The sequence below is a fragment of the Plantibacter sp. H53 genome (assembly GCF_001650455.1).
Classification (GTDB): Bacteria; Actinomycetota; Actinomycetes; order Actinomycetales; family Microbacteriaceae; genus Plantibacter; species Plantibacter flavus_A.
On the sequence record NZ_LWCT01000029.1, the window covers coordinates 1 to 18,885 of the forward strand.

Genomic DNA, 18,885 nt, shown 5'->3' on the forward strand with positions numbered 1-18,885 from the left:
CCCTGAGCCCCACCCGGACCCTGAGCCTGTCGAAGGGCCCACACCCCCAACCAGCCGACCAACCGCCGGTCCCTGAGCCTGTCGAAGGGTCCACGGGCTCCCTTCTTCGCCCAAGGACCGGCGCCCGGGTCAGCTCCCGCTGCGTGCCAGCGTCAGCAGCACGGTGAAGGTGTTGAACCACACGTGCGTCCAGATGCCCGGTCCGAGGCGACGGGTCGTCGCGGCGTAGACACCGTTCACCGTGCCGAGCACGAGGATGGTGAGCCCGAGCGTGACCATCGTGACCGGGCTGCCCCAGCCCTCGTAGAGGTGGACGATCGCGAAGATCAGCGCGCTCGCTCCCACCGAGACGACCGCCGCCGTGCGACGTCGGGCGGTCGTGGGCGTCGCCGCGCCTCGGCGCACGCCGTTCGTCGCCCGTCCGCGGAGAATCGTGTTCCGGAATCCGCGCAGCAGGAGCCCGCGGAAGAGGAGTTCTTCACAGAACGGCGCGACGATCGCCGTGGCGAACACGGTGTTGATCAGCACCCAGACGAGCTCTGGCGACGGCGGGGCGATGTTCGACTTCGGCGTCTCGCCGGTGAGGGCGATGACGAACTGGCCGATCATGCCACCGATCAGCTGGATGCCGACGGCGGAACCGAGCCCGATGAACACGTCGAACCAGCGGAAGCGGAGTCCGAAGTCCTTCGCCCAGGACCCGCTTCCCCAGGTGCGGCAGACGATCGCGAGGGCGACGAGGATGCCGCCGTCGAAGATGATCCACATGATCATCGTGCCGACCTCGCCGGACAGGACGCCGAAGGTCCGTGCGAGTTCGACGACGACGAGGAGCGCGATGATCGCGACGAAGGTCACCAGCGCGGTCGGGGTACCCCACCGGGTGTCAGGCGAGGGGCTGTAGGGCAGGCGCGCCTCGGCGCGGCGAGCTTCAGCCCGTTCCTGGCGCGAGCCCGGGCGCGGGGCGGTCTCCGCCGGGGCAGGGTGGTCGCTCATCGCTTGTTCGCGGCGAAGTACTCGCGAGCTGCCGGCACGTACATCTGGACGATCGCGACGATGGTCACGATGACGAAGATGAAGGAGAGCGGGTTGAGGGCGATCAGCCCGGTGATCGAACCGAGGACGGAGAGGATGCCGACCACGGTGAGGACGATCCGAGCCCAGTTGCGACCGCGGAGCATGAAGAAGGCGAACAGCACGTGGAGCGCGCCGACGATGAACGCGCCGACGGCGGTCGAGATCAGGAGGACGCTCGAGGAGAGCACACCGCCCGAGGCCGACTGTTCGGCTGCGGCCTCGGCGACGGTTCCGGCCGACATGGCGGCCGTGACCCCGGAGATGACGGAGAGGACGGCGGAGACGACCCACAGCCAGAAGGAGATGACGATCGGCTTCGGTGCGGTCCTGGAAGCGGCGGTGGCGGTCATGATGCTCGTTTCGGTCGTGGAGGATCCGACGACCGGACCCAGGCTGCTGGAACTGTATTGCCCGTCACCTGTCCCCCGGAAGGGAGGTATGTCCCGGCCTATCCGTTTTCCGCAAGGACCGTCGGTTCGCCCGGTCCCTGAGCCCCCTCCGCCCGGTCCCTGAGCCTGTCGAAGGGCCCGAAACCACCGTCCCGGACACCCTGTCAAGCCCGCTCAACAGCGCTCGCGTACCTCTTAACCTGTTCCCCATGACGAACGACACGAACGACACCGACCAGAACAGCAGCGAGGGAACGCCGAAGCCGGGCGGCCTGGGCGAGAACCAGACCATCCCCAACAGCGAGGACGGCCTCGCGGTTGGCCACGACCCCGACGCCTCGAACTTCAACCAGGAGGAAGACCCCGACCACCCGAGCGACGACGCATAGGGTTCGGGAACGACGAAACGGCGGCCGGTGCAGAAGCACCGGCCGCCGTTTCGTGTGCGGCGTGAGCCGCGATGTGACTAGGCCGCGAGCGAAGCGCGCTGGCGACGAACCATGATGAGGACCGCGATGAGCGCTGCGCCGAGGGCGACTGCGCCGGCTGCACCCCAGACGACGAACGCCGGAGCGCCGAAGCCGGTGTCAGCGAGGTCGTTGTCGTTGCCGCCCGAGCCGGAGCCCGAACCAGCAGCGGTGACCGTGAGGGTCGCGGTGCCGGTGATGCCCGTGGTGAGGCCCGTAGCGGTGACCGTGTACGAGCCGGTCGCGTTGGTCGGCAGCGTCACGTTGAGGTTGACGGCGCCGGTGGACGAAGCCGTCTTCTGGATGGTCTGGGTGTCGACAGCGGCGAGCGTCGCGCCCGTCGCGTTCTCACCGGTCAGGGCGAGCGAGACGGTCTCGCCGGGCTGGAAGCCGCCGTCGCCGAACGAGACGGTGGACGTACCACCAGCGGTGACCGATCCGCTCACCGTGATGCCGGCGTTCGGAACGTAGGAGGCGTTGGCGGCAACGGGTGCGACGAACAGGCCTGCGAGGGCCAGCGCGAAGACCGCGGTGATTTTCTTGATCATGTGATGTCCCCTTGAAGGCTCTGCAGGTGTGCTGATGCAATGACAGTGCTGTAGCCGACCGCCAGGACGATGTCGTCTCACAGCGGAAGTAGATCGTGTCTCCCCGACACCCCCCGAAAACGGGTCAAGAGCGACAACAGTTCTTACTGTAGAGCAAATTCACAGTTAATGGACGCTTGTTGTGTTTCAGAGAGATGAACTTTCGGTGTGGCCACGATTCCGGGCGTTCCTGAAGCGTCATACGCCGTCACACCGAGGTCGATGGTCGTGCTCTCCCCTGGAGCAAGTTCGATCTTGAACTGCGTCACCGGGAACTCGCCGTCGGTCGCCAGCTGCGACGGAAGGTCGACACCGTCCCGCTGGACCCCGCCAGGCATGGATCCCGGAGGCGCATAGACGGCGATGTTGAAACGGAAGTTGCCTGGCGTCACACCTGCCTGGCCAGCGCCGGTCACGTAGTCGCTCAGCGTCGATGCCGCATCCGCTGGAGCCGTGTTCGTGAGCGTGAGCTGCAACCCGAGCAGTTGACCGTCCGAACCGCACTTCGCGACACCGGTCGCTGCCTGCAGGTCGAGGTAGTAGCCCATCTTGCTACCGGTGGCATCGTTGACGTAGACGCCGAAGGTCTGCGGAGCCTGCGCGGCGGTGGGAAGCAGATCGGTGAGGGTCGTGCCGTCGAGCAGCGCCTGTTCTGCCTCGGCCGCGCTCCAGACCAGCACTCGCCGCTCGGTCCCCGCCTTCGCAAGGGCTCCGATGAGTTTGGTCGGATCGAAGTTGCCGGACGCAACCCGGTCGAAGACGGCACCCGAGGCTGCGGCGAAGAACGCATCCTGTTCCGGTCCCGACGGGTAGCGGTTGTAGACCTCACTCAGCAGGAGCTGCGCCGCGTTCTCGGTCGAGAGCTCGTCGCCGGTCGCGAGCGGGATCGGGCCGGTCGCGTCGAGCAGGTAGCCGAGGGCGACCGGGTCGATGCTGAGCACGCCGTCGACGCGGGTGCCGAACCGCTGGAACCACATCTCCGAGGCGAGTTCCGCCGACTGCTGGAACCGCGGTGTGAGCGTGACGTTCTGCATGAAGCGGCCGGTGATGTTGCCGTAGATTCCGGCCGTCTCGGTGGGAAGCGGCAAGACCGGCTCGGGGAAGCGAGGGAAATCGGCCGTCGAGGCCTGCTGCAGCAATGAGATCCGTCCGCCGTCGGTGCCGATGAGCGCGAGCGCTCCCGGGTTGCCGCCGCTCGCCCGCGGCTCGGCGGGGTTCTGGAACATCACGAGGTAGGTGCGCGGTCCGTCGGCGCCGAGCATCGCGGGCATCAGGTCGATCGCCCGTCTTGCCGCGTCGACCGTGTCTGCGGTCTCGGTGAGGACGGGTCGCAGCTGGTCGACCGCGCCACGGACCTGGCTGATGAGCGGGCCTTCGTCGATCGTCCGCACTCGCTTGGCGGCACCTTCCAGAGCGTCGTCAGCCTTGCGCACGTCCTCCTGCGCATCGACGATCGGCTGCACCGGCACCGCGCCGTCGACGGGCTTGAACAGTTCCGGCCGCAGCGACCCGGCGAGGTTCACCAACGGCGTGATGGCGCCGACGGCGACGTCTTCGGTCGCCCCGGCCAGTTCGCGGACGGCGGTGAGGTTCGGTCCGACCCACGGGACGATCTCCGCGGCCCGCCAGATCGGGTCACTCGTGAGGTCGGCGGCCGATCGCGCATGCGCGGCCAGTTCACGCGCGGTCTTGCCGGCCGCACCGGGGTCGTCGGCGACGACCTGCTCGCGCACCGTCTGCGCCAGTGGAACCGCGGCTTCGAGCTCACCCTTGGCGAGGAAGGCGCGAACGCCGATCCACGCCACGGCGACGACGACGAGGACGAGACCACCGACGATGAGCAGCGTCCTGCGACGGCGCACCTTCAGTCGCTCGTCACGCGCGCCCTCCCGACGGCGGGCCCGCGAACTGGCGCTCGATCTCCGGCGGGAACCGTCAGCGCGGCTCGAGCCCTCGGACCGTCGGGCGGCGGGGCTATCGCCGGAAGATGAACGACGGTCGTCGGATGGGGACGGCATGGGCGCTATTCAATCACGACGCCCGTTCCTCCGGTCACGGCGGTCACACCGAGCACGAGGACCGAGGCGTTGAAGACGATGTGGGTGACGATGGCCGGACCGAGGCGCCCGGTGAGCACGGCGGCGGTGCCGGTTCCGAGCCCGACGAGGAATGTTCCGGCGCCGGTGACGAGCGCCTCCGACGGTCCGCTGGCGACCACCAGGTGGAGCGACGCGAACAGCGCTGCCGAGATCACGACGGCGATCCACGCGGCCCGGCCCGGCAGACTTCCGCTCACCGATCGCAACAGCAGCCCCCGGAAGAACACCTCCTCCACGACGGGGGCGATCACCGTGGCCGCAAGCACGGCGACGACGAACGAGATCACGATGAGCGCACTCCCGGTCGGCGCTCCACCGCCGGCCGTCGCCGGCAGCGAGCCGTAGACGATCACCTCCAGGACACTCACCACGATGCGCAGGACGAGCCCCGCTGCCAGCCCCCAGAGGAGGTCGATCGGTCGAAAGGCGAGGCCGAACACCGGCGCGCTTCCACGAAGAGCCGGAACGGCGAACCGGGCGAGCAGCACCGCCCCGAGGAGGGGGACCCACACGAGCACGTAGCCGCCGAGGGCGTCGAACGGCTGCGGGATCTGCACCCCGGCCCGCATGGTCGCGGCCAGGAACGCCGCGGCCGCGAGCCCGATGAGCGCGATGGTCAGCCGCGTCCTGGCGCGTCGCGTGTCCTTGCTCGAAGGGGTTCCTCGGTCGTCCGTCACGGTCGCAAAGCTACGCCACGCGTCGACTCACCTGATCACGACGCTCGGGAACAGCTGACGGTTTGTGGCACCATGGCTCACAACCCCCTCTTCGGGGCCGCCTCGATCCGAGGCGCCATGCTCTCCCCTCTGACTGATCGGATGCCACCGCGTGGAGCTTCGTGACTATCTCCGTGTCCTTCGCAAGTACTGGGTGCTGATCGTCGCGCTCTCGCTGCTCGGGGTGGCACTCGCGGCGACCTATTCGCTCGTCAAGACGCCCGAGTACAGCTCGTCAGCCAAGGTCTTCGTCTCGACGCAGTCGAGCGACAACGTGCAGGAACTGGCCCAGGGGAACACGTTCACGCAGCAGCGGGTAAAGACCTACGCGGACCTCGTCACGACCCCGATCGTGCTGCTTCCGGTCATCGGCACCCTGCAGCTCAACATCACTTCGACACAGCTCGCCGACCAGGTCACCGCGTCCGCGCCGCTCGATACCACCCTGATCGAGATCACCGCGGTGAGTCCGGACCCGGTGCTTGCCGCCGAGATCGCGAACACCACCGCCGAGAGCCTCACGAATGTGGTGGCCAAAATCGAGACCCCCGAGAACGGCGCATCGAGCCCGGTGAAGCTCACCCGTGTGCAGGAGGCTGACGTCCCGTACACGCCGGTGAGCCCGAACGTCCCGCTCAACATCGCCCTCGGTCTCCTCGTGGGTCTCGCGATCGGCGTCGGGTTCGCCGTGCTGAAGGAGACGCTCGACACCCGTATCCGCAACGAGCGCGACGTCGAAGGCGTCACGGACATCCCGCTCATGGGCGGCATCGCCTTCGACCCGAAGGCCCGGCAGCGGCCGCTCATCGTGCAGGCCGACCCCAAGAGCCCGCGCGCCGAGTCGTTCCGCAGCCTGCGGACGAACCTGCAGTTCCTCGACGTGACCGACCAGCCTCGCAGCTACGTCATCACGTCCTCGATCCAGAGCGAGGGCAAGAGCACGACCGCGGCGAATCTGGCGATCGCACTCGCCGACGCCGGGCACAAGGTCGTCCTCATCGACGCCGACCTGCGGCGCCCGAAGCTCGCGAACTACTTCGACATCGAGGGCGCGGTCGGCCTCAGTGACGTCCTCATCCGTCGGGCCACGCTCGACGACACGATGCAGCCGTGGGGCCGCGGCCTGTTGCAGGTTCTCCCGGCCGGCGCCGTCCCCCCGAACCCCAGCGAGCTCCTCGGCTCGGTGACGATGCAGAAGCTGATCCGCGGCCTCGAGCAGCAGTTCGACTACGTCCTGATCGACGCACCGCCGCTCCTGCCCGTTACCGACGGTGCGCTCCTCGCCCGCCACACCGGTGGAGCGCTCGTCGTCGTCGCAGCCGGCCGGACCCACAAGAACCAGCTGAAGGGGGCGCTGGAGTCACTCGCGCATGTGAACGCGTCGGTCGCCGGCCTCGTCATGACCATGGTGCCGACCAAGGGCCCCGACGCCTACGGGTATGCCCGGTACGGCTATGGCGCCGGCTACGGGTACGCCGAGGACGTGAAGAAGTGATCGGTTCCTCCGGAACCCACGATCGGCCGTTCTCGGTCCTCTTCGTCTGCACGGGGAACATCTGCCGCTCGGCGCTCGGTGCGCAGATCCTCACCGCGCGGCTCGCGGCCGCCGGCGTCACCGCGGGTGGCCGGCCGATCGCCGTGTCGAGCGCGGGGACGGGCGTCGGCCAGGGCCTCGAGATGCCTCATGAGGTCGTCGAACAGTCCCGCCGCTTCGGTGGCTCACCGGAAGGCCACGTCCCCACACCGCTCGACCGCGACCTCGTGGCCGATGCCGACTTGATCCTGACGGCGACCCGCGAACACCGCAGCGTCGTGGCACGGCTTCTCCCCCGAGCCTCCCGCGTCACGTTCACGGTGCCGCAGTTCGCGAGGCTCGTCGCGGAGGCCCCCGCCGTCTCCGACCCGTGGACGCTCGTCGATGAGGTCGCCGCGCAGCGTGGCTCCGTTCCGCCGCCGGAGGACCCGGAGGATGACGACATCGAAGACCCCTACCGTCGGAGCGCGGCCACCTACGCGCGGGTCGGCGACCAGATCCATGATCACGTCTCCGTCATCGCGGATCGACTCGCTCAGGCGGGCGACCGAGCGTGACACCGAAGCAGAGCAGGTCGACGTATCGCGCGGGCGATCGCAAGGAGACCGTCTGGGATCGCCTTGGATCCCGACGCCAGACCTTGGTGCTCATCGGTTTGGCGCTATTCCTCATCGCCGACGTCATCCTCGTCGGGCTCGCACTCACCGTCAACGGCCGCAGCGCGGACGACCACACGCTGCGACCGATTCCCACGTTCGGCGGGACACCATCGACCACCGCGGCACCGGAGGCGACTGAGGAGCCTGCTGCCGCTGCACCGACCGACCGGTTCATCGCCGCCGGAAGCGGCGCGGTCCTCTGGCGCTCAACGCAAGGGACCTGCGAAGCTCCCGCCGTCGTCGAGCGCAGCGAGGACGCCGGGGCCACCTGGGCAGCGATCCCGACCGTCGAGGCGTTCGACCTCCGCATCGTCTACGCCCTCACCGCGTCGAGCGAGGACGAGGTGCAACTCGTCGGTTCAGCCGGGCCGGACTGCATCGTCGGTGGGTACTCGTCGGCCGACGCCGGTGACACGTGGGCGTCCACGCCCGAGTTGCTCTCGACCGTCGCTTACCAGACACCGGTCGCGCCGGACGGTTCGAGCGCCGTCGTCATGGCGGGCCAGCCCGTCGCGGCTGCGTGCCCGGCAATCGAGGCGCTCGCGGCAGACGAAACTCGCACAGTGACGGCCTGCTCTGCAGTCCTCGCCGAGTGGGATGCGACGAACGGCTCGTGGACGGCGATCCCGTTCGCCGGTATTCATGCCGTGGAACTGCAGCCGGAACAGATCCTGTTCGCCGCCCGTGGAGTCACCGGTTGCACGGGCCTCGGGGTCCTCCGCGTGCCCGGTACGACCTTGACCACCACGTCCGCCCCGGAGAGTGTGGGGTGTGTCGCGGAGGCGGATCTCACCGCTCCGGCCGCGCTCACCTCAGCCGATGGGGTCAGTTGGCTCTGGGTGGGCGACATGCTCTTCAGCTCACCCGACGGCGGCGCCTCGTGGGGAGCAATCCCAGCCTGAGGCGCTGGCCCAACATCTGGCGCACAGTAGGGTTTTCCCTACAGTTGTCACGATTGCGGCCCAAATGGGTCACAACCACCAAAAAGGGGACAGATGTCGGCCATCTCCACCGCTAGTGTCAACAAGACCGATACAGTCCCGTATCGAAACGCCGCTTTCACTCCTCGTCATCAGTAGTAATTACGTGTTCCACCACGGAGACCGCATGTTGTCGCAGCCTTCCGTGCCGCTGCCAACGACGCCCGCGAGCACTGCCCCCGCCCCAACTGCTGTCGGCGCGCGCGATTGGCGACGGGTGTACGCGAACCGTCTCGCGTTGACTGATGCGCTGGTGCTCATCTGGGTGGTCTTCGGGACGCAGCTGGTATGGTTCGACTTCGACCAGCAAACGACGAACGTCGGATTCTCCAGCCGAATGTCCGTGGCCGTGAACTACACGATCATCTCGCTCGTCCTGATCGGCGCGTGGATGGTCACCCTCCGCGTGTTCGGGACCCGAGAAGCTCGGATCGTCGGCAACGGCAACGCCGAGTACAAGCTCATCGCCGACGCGAGCATCCGACTGTTCGGCCTCGTCGCGATCGTCGCATTCCTCTTCAAGCTCGACCTCGCTCGTGGGTACTTCCTCCTCGCGTTTCCGCTCGGCATCCTCGTGCTGTTGCTGTCGCGCTGGATGTGGCGGCAGTGGCTGTCGGTGCAGCGCGCCCGGGGCAAGTACTCCTCCCTCGTCCTCCTCGTCGGATCAGCCGACTCCGCCGAGCACATCGCCGCCGAGCTGGGGCGGTCGACAGACGCCGGCTACCGCGTCGTCGGCGCCTGCGTTCCGACGGGCAAGGTCGGCGGCACACTCGGATCGACGACGATCCCGGTCTCCGGCACCGTCGACACCGTGCTGCAGGCGCTCGACGCGACGGGTGCGGACACCGTCATCATCACAAGCTCCGACGAGCTCACGCCGGTACGCGTCCGGCAGCTCAGCTGGAGTCTCGAGCCCGGTCGTCAGCACCTCATCGTCGCGCCGAGCCTCACCGACATCGGTGGCCCCCGCATCCACACACGTCCCGTCGCCGGCCTGCCGCTCATCCACGTGGAGACCCCGCGCTACGAGGGCCGGAAGCGGTTCTCGAAGCGGTTCTTCGACATCCTCGGTTCTGGGGCGATCCTGCTCGTCGCGTCACCGATCCTGCTCGCGGTCGCACTGCTCGTGAAGCTCACCAGCCCCGGCCCGGTCCTGTATCGCCAGGAGCGCATCGGCCTGAACGGTGAGCCGTTCAACATGCTCAAGTTCCGCTCCATGCGCGTCAACGCCGACGCCGAACTGGCCGCATTGCTCGCCCAACAGGGCACGAGCGATCGCCCGCTGTTCAAGGTGCAGAACGACCCGCGTTTGACCCGCGTCGGCGCCACCCTGCGGAAGTTCTCGCTCGACGAGTTCCCCCAGCTCATCAACGTCTTCCGCGGTGACATGAGCCTCGTCGGCCCGCGCCCGCAGCGCGAGGGCGAGGTCGCACTCTACGACTCCGCCGCCAAGCGCCGCCTCATCGTCCAACCCGGCATGACCGGACTCTGGCAGGTCAGCGGTCGCTCGGCACTCAGCTGGGAGGACGCGATCCGCCTGGACCTGTACTACGTCGAGAACTGGTCGCTCATGGGAGACGTCGTCATCCTGTGGCGCACTATCCGGGCGGTCGTCGCTCCAGGGAAGGAAGCACATTGAGCAGTCATTCGATCTGGCAAGACCTACCTCGTAACACCGCAGCCGTTGGCGCGTCGGGCCGCGCGTCAGTCGGGGCAAGCATCAAGACCATTCTCACCGTGCGCTATGCCGCTGTACTCCTATATCGCATAAGCCAACGCGCGGGCGCGATCTCTCCGCTCCTCGGCAGCATGTTGAAACAGGTCAACCAGGCTGCCACCGGTGCCGAAGTCGCATGGCAGGCGAAGATCGAGTCCGGCTTGATTCTTTTCCATCCGACCGGCGTCGTCATCGGCGAGCATGCGAGCATCGGCAGAGACTGCTCCATACAGCAGGGAGTCACCCTCGGCAGTAAGTACCCTCATAAGCCACACGAGTGCCCGTCAGTGGGCGACTCGGTGCAGATCGGTGCGGGAGCGCGCATTCTCGGCTCGATAGATCTCGGGGACCACTCCATCGTCGGAGCGAACGCCGTCGTCACGAAGGACGTTCCCGCCCACATGATCGCGGTAGGAGTCCCTGCTACGCTCCGCGCAAGAGAAGTTGATGCGGAAACACAGTGAATCAGCAGTCAGGAAAGCGCACAACTCCACGCGTCACGTTCATTGTGCCCGCAATAGCCCTCAATGAACATCTTCGGGAAGCACTGTGCTCCTTACGCTCAGACGCAGGCTTCGTGAGTCAGGAGATCCTGGTGGTCTTTGACGGCGCACTTCCCGATGCACGGCCGGCCTGGCTCAACGCTTCGTGTGTACGGATCATCAGCACAGGATCCCGCGGTGGGGCCGCAAGAGCTATCAATCTGGGGATAGAGCAGTCCAACAGCGAATACATCGGCCGGCTTGATGCAGATGATAGGTCTCTCCCCGGACGACTGCGCGAGCAGGTCACATACCTGGACGCAAACCCGGCTGTGGTGGCCGTCGGAACGAACGCGTCCATAATTGACGAATTAGGTAACCACGTCCGCGAGTATCCACGTCCAGTCGAGTCGGCACGGACCGCCCTCCTGACGAGAAACCCGTTCGTCCACTCGTCGCTTATGATGAGGCGCTCCGCTCTCCACCGAGCGGGATGCTACGACGTCAGCTGTATTAGAATGCAGGATTACGAACTTCTTCTCAGACTCGCAGCCATCGGTCAAGTCGTTATTCTCGACAAGGAACTCGTGCAGTACCGTGTTCACTCGTCGCAGACCAGTAGCGCACCGAGGGGGTTCTTCTCGCTAATGCGAAAGATCTCGCAGCGGCGATTGTCGCTCGCGACTGAGCTTCGGCACCCCCTCTCCACACAACACTTGCGCAACCTTGTGTTCACCGCAGCTCAGGCGGCACGCTATTTGAGACTTCGAAAAGCTGGCTATCGAAGTTATCAAAGTAAGCGCTCGTCACGGGGGAAAAATTCTTGATTCCGTACCTCCTCCTCCCGCTCATAGCGGGCCTATTGACATTCCTTTCAAAATCGGCAACACAGCATTTCAGCGCCGCGCGCTCAACTGAAAGCAAACCGGTCGTCATTGCCAGTCCTGGAAGATTCACACCCTGGGACTGGCTCGCACTGGCAGCCCTCATCACATTCTCCGGCGCACGTTACATGGTCGGCACGGACTTCGCGATGTACTACCGCCGATTCTTGGCGTTGAACCCCGCCTCGTGGGCAGATGAACTTGCAGTCTCACCTCAGGAGGTAGGGTACACAGCTCTCTCTCTAGCCATTCGGTCATTCACCGATGAACCCGCGCTCCTATTCTGGATCATCGCCGTTCTGACTGTTACACCCGTGTACATCGTGCTGCACCGCTTCAGCCAAAACCTGCCACTAGCGATCCTGCTATACATCCTTCTGGCGCAGTATCTCATTCCCCTCAACCTCGTGCGCCAGGGCGTCGCCATATCATTCGTCTTCTTCGCTGTAGCGTTTCTCTCCTCAAGTAAGTGGAAGTTCTTCTTAGGCGCCACAATTGCAATACTCTTCCACGCCTCAGCCATTCTGATACTCGCGGTCATGATCTTTAGTCGCGATGTGCGTCCGACAGCAAAGAAGATAGGCGTTTTGGTCGCCATAGCAACGCTAGGCGCGATCGCCGTTCTACAGATCGACTTTTTCGCGCAAATGGCATCTCTCCTCAACCCGCGTTACGAGACATACCTGGTAGAGAATCGGGCTGGACTGGGAACGTACTTTGTGATTGGCGCGAAGCTTGCACTCGCATTGGTGGTTGTGTGGATCATAAATCGAACGAGCCACGTCGAACGCTTCTCGTTCTTCATGCCCCTATCCGTCGCCTTCCTAATCTTAGGCACCGCCTCAATTCCGCTTGCCCGCCTAGAATACTACTTTGGCATTTTTGCGGCGCTAGTCATCCCAAATGTTCTATCTCGGTTACGCAATCCCGCTCCGCTAACCCTGGCAATATGTCTCGCATCTAGCGCGTTCTTTGTGTTTTGGCTTTTGAACTACGGTGGGCTTCTCCCCTACCGATGGGAGTGACGATTGAACATGGAAGACCGGTCGGATCCACGTCTCTCAAGAGTAATTGTCTTGAGCCATTCAAGTGGAACAAATGCGCTCGGCCGAGCGTTGAGCATGGCGTTAACAGCGGGCGAGCAATTTGAAGTCGAAGTCTGGGCGATCGACTCGGGCTCCATCTGGGTGGGCGCCAGTCAGTTTCCTTTCGAAGTTCGCGTGTTTGCGACGGCACAAGACGTCGCACTCCAGCTTCGTTCTCGCGCGGAGTCGGAGCGCCTCTGCCTCTGGATCGCTAAGGGGATGGGGTCCCTTAGCTCCATCGTCGACAACATCGGTTCAATCAGTAATGCGATCTTGATCGCTGACTTCGATGACGATGATGTCGGAATCGCGCGTTCGACCACCCGGAAGTCTCTAGCACACCGCCTGAAGCTGAATCCGCTCCATCCTGATTCACCTGAGCGCATTCTGGCGGCGCAGCGGCGCGTTTGGGTGACTGCAGATGCTCTGACCTTCTCGAGCCCGTCCCTTGAGGCGAAGTACCGTGAGCGGATGCCCGCAACATCAACACGCTCGGCGGTCATTCCCCACACCCGCTTGGATAGAAGCGAACCGTCGGGCCCGTCCACGTCCAATAGCGGACTTCGAGTCGGCTTCCTTGGGACCGTCGTCCACTATAAGGGCCCGGAGCATCTGATCAGCCTGGCCCGCTCTGATCAGTCTGTGACGGTTGTCACCTTTGAGCAGCGTTGGCAGCCCCCCGCCGATCTGCGTGACCAATGGCAGCTGCTGGCACCGTCCACGCCCTTGCCGAAGGTCTATTCGGATCTCGACTACTTGCTCGTTCCAAGCCGTGATTCTGATGATGCCACATCCCACCAGTTGCCTGCCAAGATGGTAGATGCAGCCATGAGCGGCGTACCAGTTGCCGCAACACCGACGGCGCCGATCGAAGACTTCTTCTCCGGCGCATTCATTCCCATCGATGACTGGCAGGATCCATTGCGAGTATTGGAGACGATTCGCAGCGCCGATAGGACTCAACTCGGTCTCGCAATCCGTCAGCGATACGAGCAGTACCTGACTCCGTCCGCAACAGGAACGACGTTTGCAGAATTGGTATCACGCACGGTGGGTGTGCTGTGAGTCCAGACCCGCACATTCGCGTTCTTCACGTCGTCGAAAGTTTCGGCGGCGGCGTGTTGAGTGCAGTGATGAACTACGTCGCTTCGAGCCCGGGGGCGGAGCACCACATTGCGTATCGGGTCCGTCAGGGTGAATACGTCCCGTCAGGAGAACTCGGCCAGTTTGCCTCTGCCACCGCCTTCGGCGAGTCCAATTTGATGGCTCCGCTTGCGATAAAGCAAATCATCAAGCAAAACCGACCTACGGTGGTGCATGCGCATTCGAGTCTGGCTGGCGCATTCGTGCGAACCGGTACTCGGACAAAGCGGGATCGTCGAATCATCTACACACCACACTGCTACGCGTTCGAACGACGAGACATCCATCTTGTGAAGAGGTTGTGCCTCGAATTCGCAGAGTGGTGCATGGCATTCAACACAGACACAGTGGCCGCCTGTTCGACCCGAGAATTCGAACTGGCCAAACGTGGTCACCCTCGACTGGAGGTTACACTAGTACCAAATATTTCTGCTCCGCCTCCGCCTCAGTTGCAGGTGCATGACCCAGAAGCTGGCAGGTCCCTCCATGTGGTGACGACCGGGCGAATCTCGCCACAGAAGGACCCCGACTTTTTCGCTCGCCTTGCGAGCGAGTTGCGCGAGGAGGTGCCGTCCGCCCAACTCACTTGGATCGGCGCCGGTGACCGGCAGCTGACCGATGCGCTCCTGCAAGCCGGGGTCTCGGTGACTGGCTGGCTGCCACGACCAGACGTGTGGACTCAGCTCCGGATGGGAACGGTGTACGCGCACGTCGCCGCTTGGGAGGGTTTCCCATTGTCGATCCTGGAGGCGAACCGCATCGGTCTCCCGATTGTTGCCCGTCGCATTCCAGCTCTGGCGGATGCCCCCAGGGATTGGGTGCATGATTCACCAGCGCGGATCTCCGACGCAATCTCGCTGCTAGCGACATCTGCCGACGCAAGGAGGCGCAACTCGCTTCACTGGGATGCCTACCTCCGCGGGAACAGCTCACAAAACCAGGTGTCCACGCTGGGGGCACTGTACGGCTTGAACCCCGACTGATGGGATGATATTGGTTCTCATGAACTCGTACGATCTCCGCAGGGACGGCCTTTCTCTCGATCGAAGCACTGAATGCCTAGTCTTCTTCCATCCGCGAAACAATATTAGTGACGGAGCATTTGATGCTTGACCTGCTGGAACAGGCTCAAAGCCTGCGGAGACGGGCGCTCCGCCGGGCCAGACGAAATCGCGACGAGCGTGCCTTCATCGCTGCCACGAGCACAGTCCCGGGTTCGCTCGCCTTCGCAGGACTTCAACCGATGAGTCTCGCAGTAGCCTCGATAATCAGGAAGACGCAGGTCACCGCAGGTGTGTCTGTCTTGTTGCCACAGGTCCAACCGGAGGCCATCTTCGCGGGAATCAAGACAGCCCTGCATTTCGCCGTTGATCTTGCAGAAACCCTCGACCGGTCACTGACAATTTATGCGTTGTGGGAGAACCCGACTGGACAGCAGTCGCACCAGCTTCGTGAGATGATGCGGGTCGACTTCCATCTGTCTAGATGGGCAGAGGTGCGGGTCCTCCCGATCGCCTCCATGGTCGGGCGCCCGGTATCTGACCGAGAGTTATGGATCGGAACACACTGGACGACGGCGCACCCGCTCGATGTCGCGAGCCGGATTGGCGTCCTAGATCCGGACCAGGTGATCTATCTAGTGCAGGACTACGAGCCGGGCTTCTACCCGTGGTCGACCGAGTTCGCCCTCGCTCGATCCACTTACCATGCCGGTTTCCGCATGGTGGTGAACTCCGAACCACTCGCTGCGTACCTCCGGGATGCCGAGCAGCTCGATGTCGATCCAGCGCTGGTGTTCGCACCGAGTCTCGACCTCGGACGCCTCGAGGAATCGGCTGCGAATCGGCGGAAGTCCGCGCAGCCGTCCGTGATGTTCTACGGGCGGCCGAACAAGCCCCGCAACCTCTTCGCGATCGGAATCTCCGCCTTGAAGCTCTCCGCCACATCGCCGGCGGGTAGTGGCGTCTCCTATTCGTCCGTCGGAGAATCGCACGCGACCGTCGCGCTGGCAGGCACCACCACGCTTGCGTCGCGCGGGAAGTTGTCCTGGCAGGGATACTTCGAGCTGCTCTCGAACACGGATGTGATGTTCTCACTGCAGCACAGCCCCCACCCGTCTCACCCGCCCCTCGATTCGGTCGTTTCCGGTGGCATCACCGTGACGAACGAGCTGGCGGGCACCAGAGCCGCTCTGCACCCACGACTGCTCACCGCCGAACCTGATCCCACACTCCTCGGACAGCGCCTGAACGACGCCATTGAGATGGCCCGATCGAGCGAACCGGCCGGATTCGACTCCACGTTCATCACGAAACTCGGCGCACCGCTGACCGACGTCGTGAAGCACGCCAGCGCGCTCGTCGCATGATCAGGATGCGTGCCCACATCTGATGAGAAGACTGCGCCAAGCCTCGAACCTCCTTTTGTACCTGCTCATCCCGGGCCTCGGAGCGGCCACTCCGCTGCTGGTCTACCCGGCGTTGACGGCTCAGTACGGGAGCACCGGCTTCGCTGCGGTCGCCGTCGCGCAGTCGCTCGGTCTGGCCGGTGCGACCATCTGCGAGCTCGGGTGGAGCGTCCTCGGCCCACAGCGTGTCGCGAGAGCGCAAACCGCTGAGCGCGCCTCGCTGTACCAATCGGCGCTCGCCACCAAGCTCCTTGCAACCTTGGTCGGCGCTCCTGTCGCAGCGGTCGCCGCCGCGTTCATCGCCACGGACTACAAGCCTGCCGCTGCGGTCCTGGCTGCCGCATCCGTGGCGACCTGTCTCAGCCCGGGCTGGTTCCTCGTGGGGGCGAACCGGCCCCTTGCCATCCTGGCGTTCGAAGGCATCCCGCGGTTGCTCATCATGGCCGGGGTGGCCGGGCTTCTCCTCGCCGGTGCGCCGTTGCTCGTCTACGGGATCGGCACGCTTGTCGCGGTCATCTTCACCCAGGTCGCTGTCGCGCTTCGGTTCGGTCAGCGAGTCCTGCCGCGGCTCTCGGCGTTCACGAGCGGCGGGGCGATCATCAAGCAGCAGCTCCCGCTCACCGGCGGACGCGCCGTGAGCGTGGTCTACACCTCGCTGCCGATCGCGATCGTGGGGTTGGTGAACCCTTCTGCGGTGGCGGTGTTCGCGGCCGTCGACCGGCTCATGCGGATGGCCCTCGCGATCCTCGGCGGCGTTCCCAGCCGTCTGCAGAGCTGGGTCGGTAGCGCTCCCGAGGATGGGCGCGTCAAACGCAGCAGACAGTCGCTCCTCGTGAATGCCGCTCTCGGTGCCATCTCCGGCGTCGGGTTCGCTGTCCTCGTCCCGTTCGTCGCGAACCTGGTCTTCTCGGGAACGATCGACATCGTCTGGCAGGTCGCGGTCCTCGGTGGCGCGATCCTCTTCGCGATCTGTGCTTCGCGCGGGTTCGGACTGTCGCTCGTCGCTGAGGGTCGCGCCAACTGGATCGCCCTGGCGAACATCCTCGCGGCCATTGCCGGTGTGGCGACCACGTTCGCGCTCACGGGCCCGCTCGGCGCACCGGGCGCGCAGCTCGGCGGCCTCTGCGCGGAACTCGTCGGTATTGCGGTGCAGGCGTTCTGCCTCTTCCTCCTGAAACGGCCGCCTCGCGACGCGAGAAACGAATGATGCGCCACCGGTCCTTCGTCGCCCGATCGCAGAACCCCGAACTACGGACCGGTACGGCTACCAGCCGCCCTTTATCTTGGAGAGCGCAGTGACAGCCGCAAATACCTCTGCTTTCAAACCCTCCGCTCGAATCTCAGGACTCGACGGCCTCCGTGGGATCGCAGCTTTCGTCGTGCTGGTGCACCACACGCTGCTAGTGTTCCAGCCCTTCATAGCGCCTTATCGCGATCCACGTGCCGAGGCGGACGGGCTCATGTGGTGGCTCACGTACACGCCCCTGCACCTCGTTTGGGATGGCACCGTCGCCGTCTTCATCTTCTTTGCCCTGAGCGGATTCGTACTCGCGCTGCCGGCTCGAAAGGGACGTACGCACTGGAAGGCGTATTACCCCGCTCGAATGGTTCGTCTGTATCTGCCGGTGTGGGCTGCGGTTGCCCTCTCATTCGTCTGGGTCGTCGTACCCGGGTCAAACCCTGGCAGTGACTGGGTCCAAGGGCACGTGGATCCGACGCCCGGTGGAGTCCTGCGCGATCTGATACTCCTTATCGGAGCCCCCGGTGCGACCAACAGTGCCCTCTGGTCGCTGAGGTGGGAGGTGCTATTCTCGCTGCTCCTGCCGCTGTACATCCTGTTCGCGATGAAGATGCGCAGATGGCTCTGGCTGAAAGTCGCCATCCTCGTCGGTCTTCTCATCATTGGGGCGTACCTCGGGCCATCGGCGCGTCCCTACGCGCTGGGCCCGCTGTTCCAGCTTCCGATCTTCGCACTGGGTTGTCTCCTCGCCTTGGAGTGGGAGGCTGTAAAGAGGTCCATCAACCGTACGAGAATGCAGCCGGTTGCGATCGCCGGTGCATGCGCATTGATCGCGCTTCTGTTGTCCTCCTACTGGTTGATCTACGCCTTCCCTCTCGTGAATGAAATCCAGGACGCACTGGCGCCGGCGTCTCGCGTACTTCAGGTGCTCGGCGCGCTTGGCCTGGTGGCCCTCGTTGCAGCCGTGGTTCCGTTTGGCCGAGCGCTCAGCACGAAGCCTCTGCTCTGGCTCGGGCACCGTTCCTTCAGCCTGTATCTCGTGCACGAGCCGATGGTCGTTGCATTGGGTCGACTTCTCGGAGAGCGCGCGAGTCCGCTCCTAGCGCTCGCGATCAGCATCCCTGTCGCCTTCGTCCTTGCAGAGTTGTTCTACCGGTTCATCGAGTCGCCGAGTATGGCGCTCTCGCGACGAATAACGGTGCATATTCGCGAACGGTATCCCCGGCCTCCGATCACAGGTGAATAGACAGCCGGGGCGCCTCTCATCACCGCGCAATCGTGGGTCTGGTCCTACGCTGTAGATCAGTTGGCTCCCACAGTCGGGAGCTTGGCAACGGCCCCGGGGAGGCACGAGTGACGACACACGAAGAGAGCTCAGACTCGACCCCCGACCACGCGTCACCATTCGACCCCGCCCCC

18 protein-coding genes are annotated in these 18,885 nt (G+C 64.6%); 13 read left to right on the forward strand and 5 right to left on the reverse strand.

All coding sequences use genetic code 11. The features are described 5' to 3' along the window. Positions 1 to 129 precede the first annotated feature (129 nt). A complete protein-coding gene (locus A4X17_RS12810) occupies positions 130 to 996 on the reverse strand; it encodes a type II CAAX prenyl endopeptidase Rce1 family protein (RefSeq protein ID WP_082916150.1) in 867 nt (288 codons plus the stop codon). Further along, a complete protein-coding gene (locus A4X17_RS12815) occupies positions 993 to 1,427 on the reverse strand; it encodes a hypothetical protein (RefSeq protein WP_064296075.1) in 435 nt (144 codons plus the stop codon). Before A4X17_RS12815 ends, A4X17_RS12810 begins: the two co-directional genes overlap by 4 nt. Before the next feature lie 248 nt (positions 1,428 to 1,675). On the opposite strand from A4X17_RS12815, the gene A4X17_RS12820 reads away from it, so the two are divergent. Next, entirely contained in the window at positions 1,676 to 1,855 is a 180-nt protein-coding gene (locus tag A4X17_RS12820; RefSeq protein WP_064296076.1) for a hypothetical protein, read from the forward strand. Positions 1,856 to 1,932: 77 nt separating this feature from the next. On the opposite strand, the gene A4X17_RS12825 is transcribed toward A4X17_RS12820, so the two are convergent. The 3 genes from A4X17_RS12825 to A4X17_RS12835 form a co-directional block, all read right to left on the reverse strand. Then, a complete protein-coding gene (locus A4X17_RS12825; RefSeq protein WP_064296077.1) occupies positions 1,933 to 2,481 on the reverse strand; it encodes a hypothetical protein in 549 nt (182 codons plus the stop codon). A gap of 143 nt (positions 2,482 to 2,624) precedes the next feature. After that, positions 2,625 to 4,382, reverse strand: a complete 1,758-nt coding sequence (locus A4X17_RS12830; protein WP_064296078.1) for a DUF4012 domain-containing protein — start codon at positions 4,380 to 4,382, stop codon at positions 2,625 to 2,627. A gap of 161 nt (positions 4,383 to 4,543) precedes the next feature. Then, a complete protein-coding gene (locus A4X17_RS12835; protein WP_064296079.1) occupies positions 4,544 to 5,296 on the reverse strand; it encodes a CPBP family intramembrane glutamic endopeptidase in 753 nt (250 codons plus the stop codon). A 151-nt stretch (positions 5,297 to 5,447) separates the two neighbouring features. On the opposite strand from A4X17_RS12835, the gene A4X17_RS12840 reads away from it, so the two are divergent. The 12 genes from A4X17_RS12840 to A4X17_RS12890 all read left to right on the forward strand — a co-directional run bounded on the left by A4X17_RS12840 (position 5,448) and on the right by A4X17_RS12890 (position 18,712). Further along, the gene (locus A4X17_RS12840; RefSeq protein WP_064296080.1) at positions 5,448 to 6,830 is read left to right on the forward strand and encodes a polysaccharide biosynthesis tyrosine autokinase; all 1,383 of its coding nucleotides are present in this window, start codon (positions 5,448 to 5,450) and stop codon (positions 6,828 to 6,830) included. After that, positions 6,827 to 7,426, forward strand: a complete 600-nt coding sequence (locus tag A4X17_RS12845) for a hypothetical protein (protein WP_064296081.1) — start codon at positions 6,827 to 6,829, stop codon at positions 7,424 to 7,426. The genes A4X17_RS12840 and A4X17_RS12845 overlap by 4 nt, the downstream gene beginning before the upstream one ends. An 83-nt stretch (positions 7,427 to 7,509) precedes the next feature. After that, entirely contained in the window at positions 7,510 to 8,430 is a 921-nt protein-coding gene (locus A4X17_RS12850; protein WP_157583504.1) for a hypothetical protein, read from the forward strand. A gap of 205 nt (positions 8,431 to 8,635) precedes the next feature. Beyond that, positions 8,636 to 10,147: a sugar transferase gene (locus A4X17_RS12855; RefSeq protein ID WP_082916152.1), complete on the forward strand. Its 1,512-nt coding sequence runs from the start codon at positions 8,636 to 8,638 to the stop codon at positions 10,145 to 10,147. Next, positions 10,144 to 10,689, forward strand: a complete 546-nt coding sequence (locus A4X17_RS12860; RefSeq protein WP_157583507.1) for a serine O-acetyltransferase — start codon at positions 10,144 to 10,146, stop codon at positions 10,687 to 10,689. Before A4X17_RS12855 ends, A4X17_RS12860 begins: the two co-directional genes overlap by 4 nt. Before the next feature lie 44 nt (positions 10,690 to 10,733). Further along, a complete protein-coding gene (locus A4X17_RS19830) occupies positions 10,734 to 11,534 on the forward strand; it encodes a glycosyltransferase (protein WP_369808462.1) in 801 nt (266 codons plus the stop codon). Next, a complete protein-coding gene (locus tag A4X17_RS12865; RefSeq protein WP_157583509.1) occupies positions 11,531 to 12,616 on the forward strand; it encodes an EpsG family protein in 1,086 nt (361 codons plus the stop codon). Before A4X17_RS19830 ends, A4X17_RS12865 begins: the two co-directional genes overlap by 4 nt. Positions 12,617 to 12,712: 96 nt before the next feature. After that, positions 12,713 to 13,741, forward strand: coding sequence for a glycosyltransferase family 1 protein (locus A4X17_RS12870; RefSeq protein WP_064296085.1), 1,029 nt, complete (start codon positions 12,713 to 12,715; stop codon positions 13,739 to 13,741). A gap of 68 nt (positions 13,742 to 13,809) precedes the next feature. Continuing rightward, positions 13,810 to 14,802, forward strand: coding sequence for a glycosyltransferase (locus A4X17_RS18975; RefSeq protein ID WP_082916154.1), 993 nt, complete (start codon positions 13,810 to 13,812; stop codon positions 14,800 to 14,802). Positions 14,803 to 14,924: 122 nt separating this feature from the next. After that, the gene (locus A4X17_RS19300) at positions 14,925 to 16,187 is read left to right on the forward strand and encodes a hypothetical protein (RefSeq protein WP_157583511.1); all 1,263 of its coding nucleotides are present in this window, start codon (positions 14,925 to 14,927) and stop codon (positions 16,185 to 16,187) included. A gap of 22 nt (positions 16,188 to 16,209) precedes the next feature. Beyond that, positions 16,210 to 17,433 (forward strand): lipopolysaccharide biosynthesis protein, encoded by a 1,224-nt coding sequence (locus A4X17_RS12885; RefSeq protein WP_157583513.1) that lies wholly within the window; start codon positions 16,210 to 16,212, stop codon positions 17,431 to 17,433. Between the two features lie 88 nt (positions 17,434 to 17,521). Continuing rightward, positions 17,522 to 18,712 (forward strand): acyltransferase, encoded by a 1,191-nt coding sequence (locus A4X17_RS12890; RefSeq protein ID WP_197479079.1) that lies wholly within the window; start codon positions 17,522 to 17,524, stop codon positions 18,710 to 18,712. Positions 18,713 to 18,885: the final 173 nt, after the last annotated feature.

Bases quoted from the DNA above. Each gene is read 5' to 3' on its own strand.
- A4X17_RS18975 (WP_082916154.1), top strand. From the start codon at position 13,810: ATGAACTACGTCGCTTCGAGCCCGGGGGCGGAGCACCACATTGCGTAT.
- A4X17_RS12855 (WP_082916152.1), top strand. From the start codon at position 8,636: ATGTTGTCGCAGCCTTCCGTGCCGCTGCCAACGACGCCCGCGAGCACT.
- A4X17_RS12870 (WP_064296085.1), top strand. From the start codon at position 12,713: ATGGCGTTAACAGCGGGCGAGCAATTTGAAGTCGAAGTCTGGGCGATC.
- A4X17_RS12820 (WP_064296076.1), top strand. From the start codon at position 1,676: ATGACGAACGACACGAACGACACCGACCAGAACAGCAGCGAGGGAACG.
- A4X17_RS12810 (WP_082916150.1), bottom strand. From the start codon at position 996: ATGAGCGACCACCCTGCCCCGGCGGAGACCGCCCCGCGCCCGGGCTCG.
- A4X17_RS12815 (WP_064296075.1), bottom strand. From the start codon at position 1,427: ATGACCGCCACCGCCGCTTCCAGGACCGCACCGAAGCCGATCGTCATC.
- A4X17_RS19300 (WP_157583511.1), top strand. From the start codon at position 14,925: ATGCTTGACCTGCTGGAACAGGCTCAAAGCCTGCGGAGACGGGCGCTC.
- A4X17_RS12885 (WP_157583513.1), top strand. From the start codon at position 16,210: ATGAGAAGACTGCGCCAAGCCTCGAACCTCCTTTTGTACCTGCTCATC.
- A4X17_RS12825 (WP_064296077.1), bottom strand. From the start codon at position 2,481: ATGATCAAGAAAATCACCGCGGTCTTCGCGCTGGCCCTCGCAGGCCTG.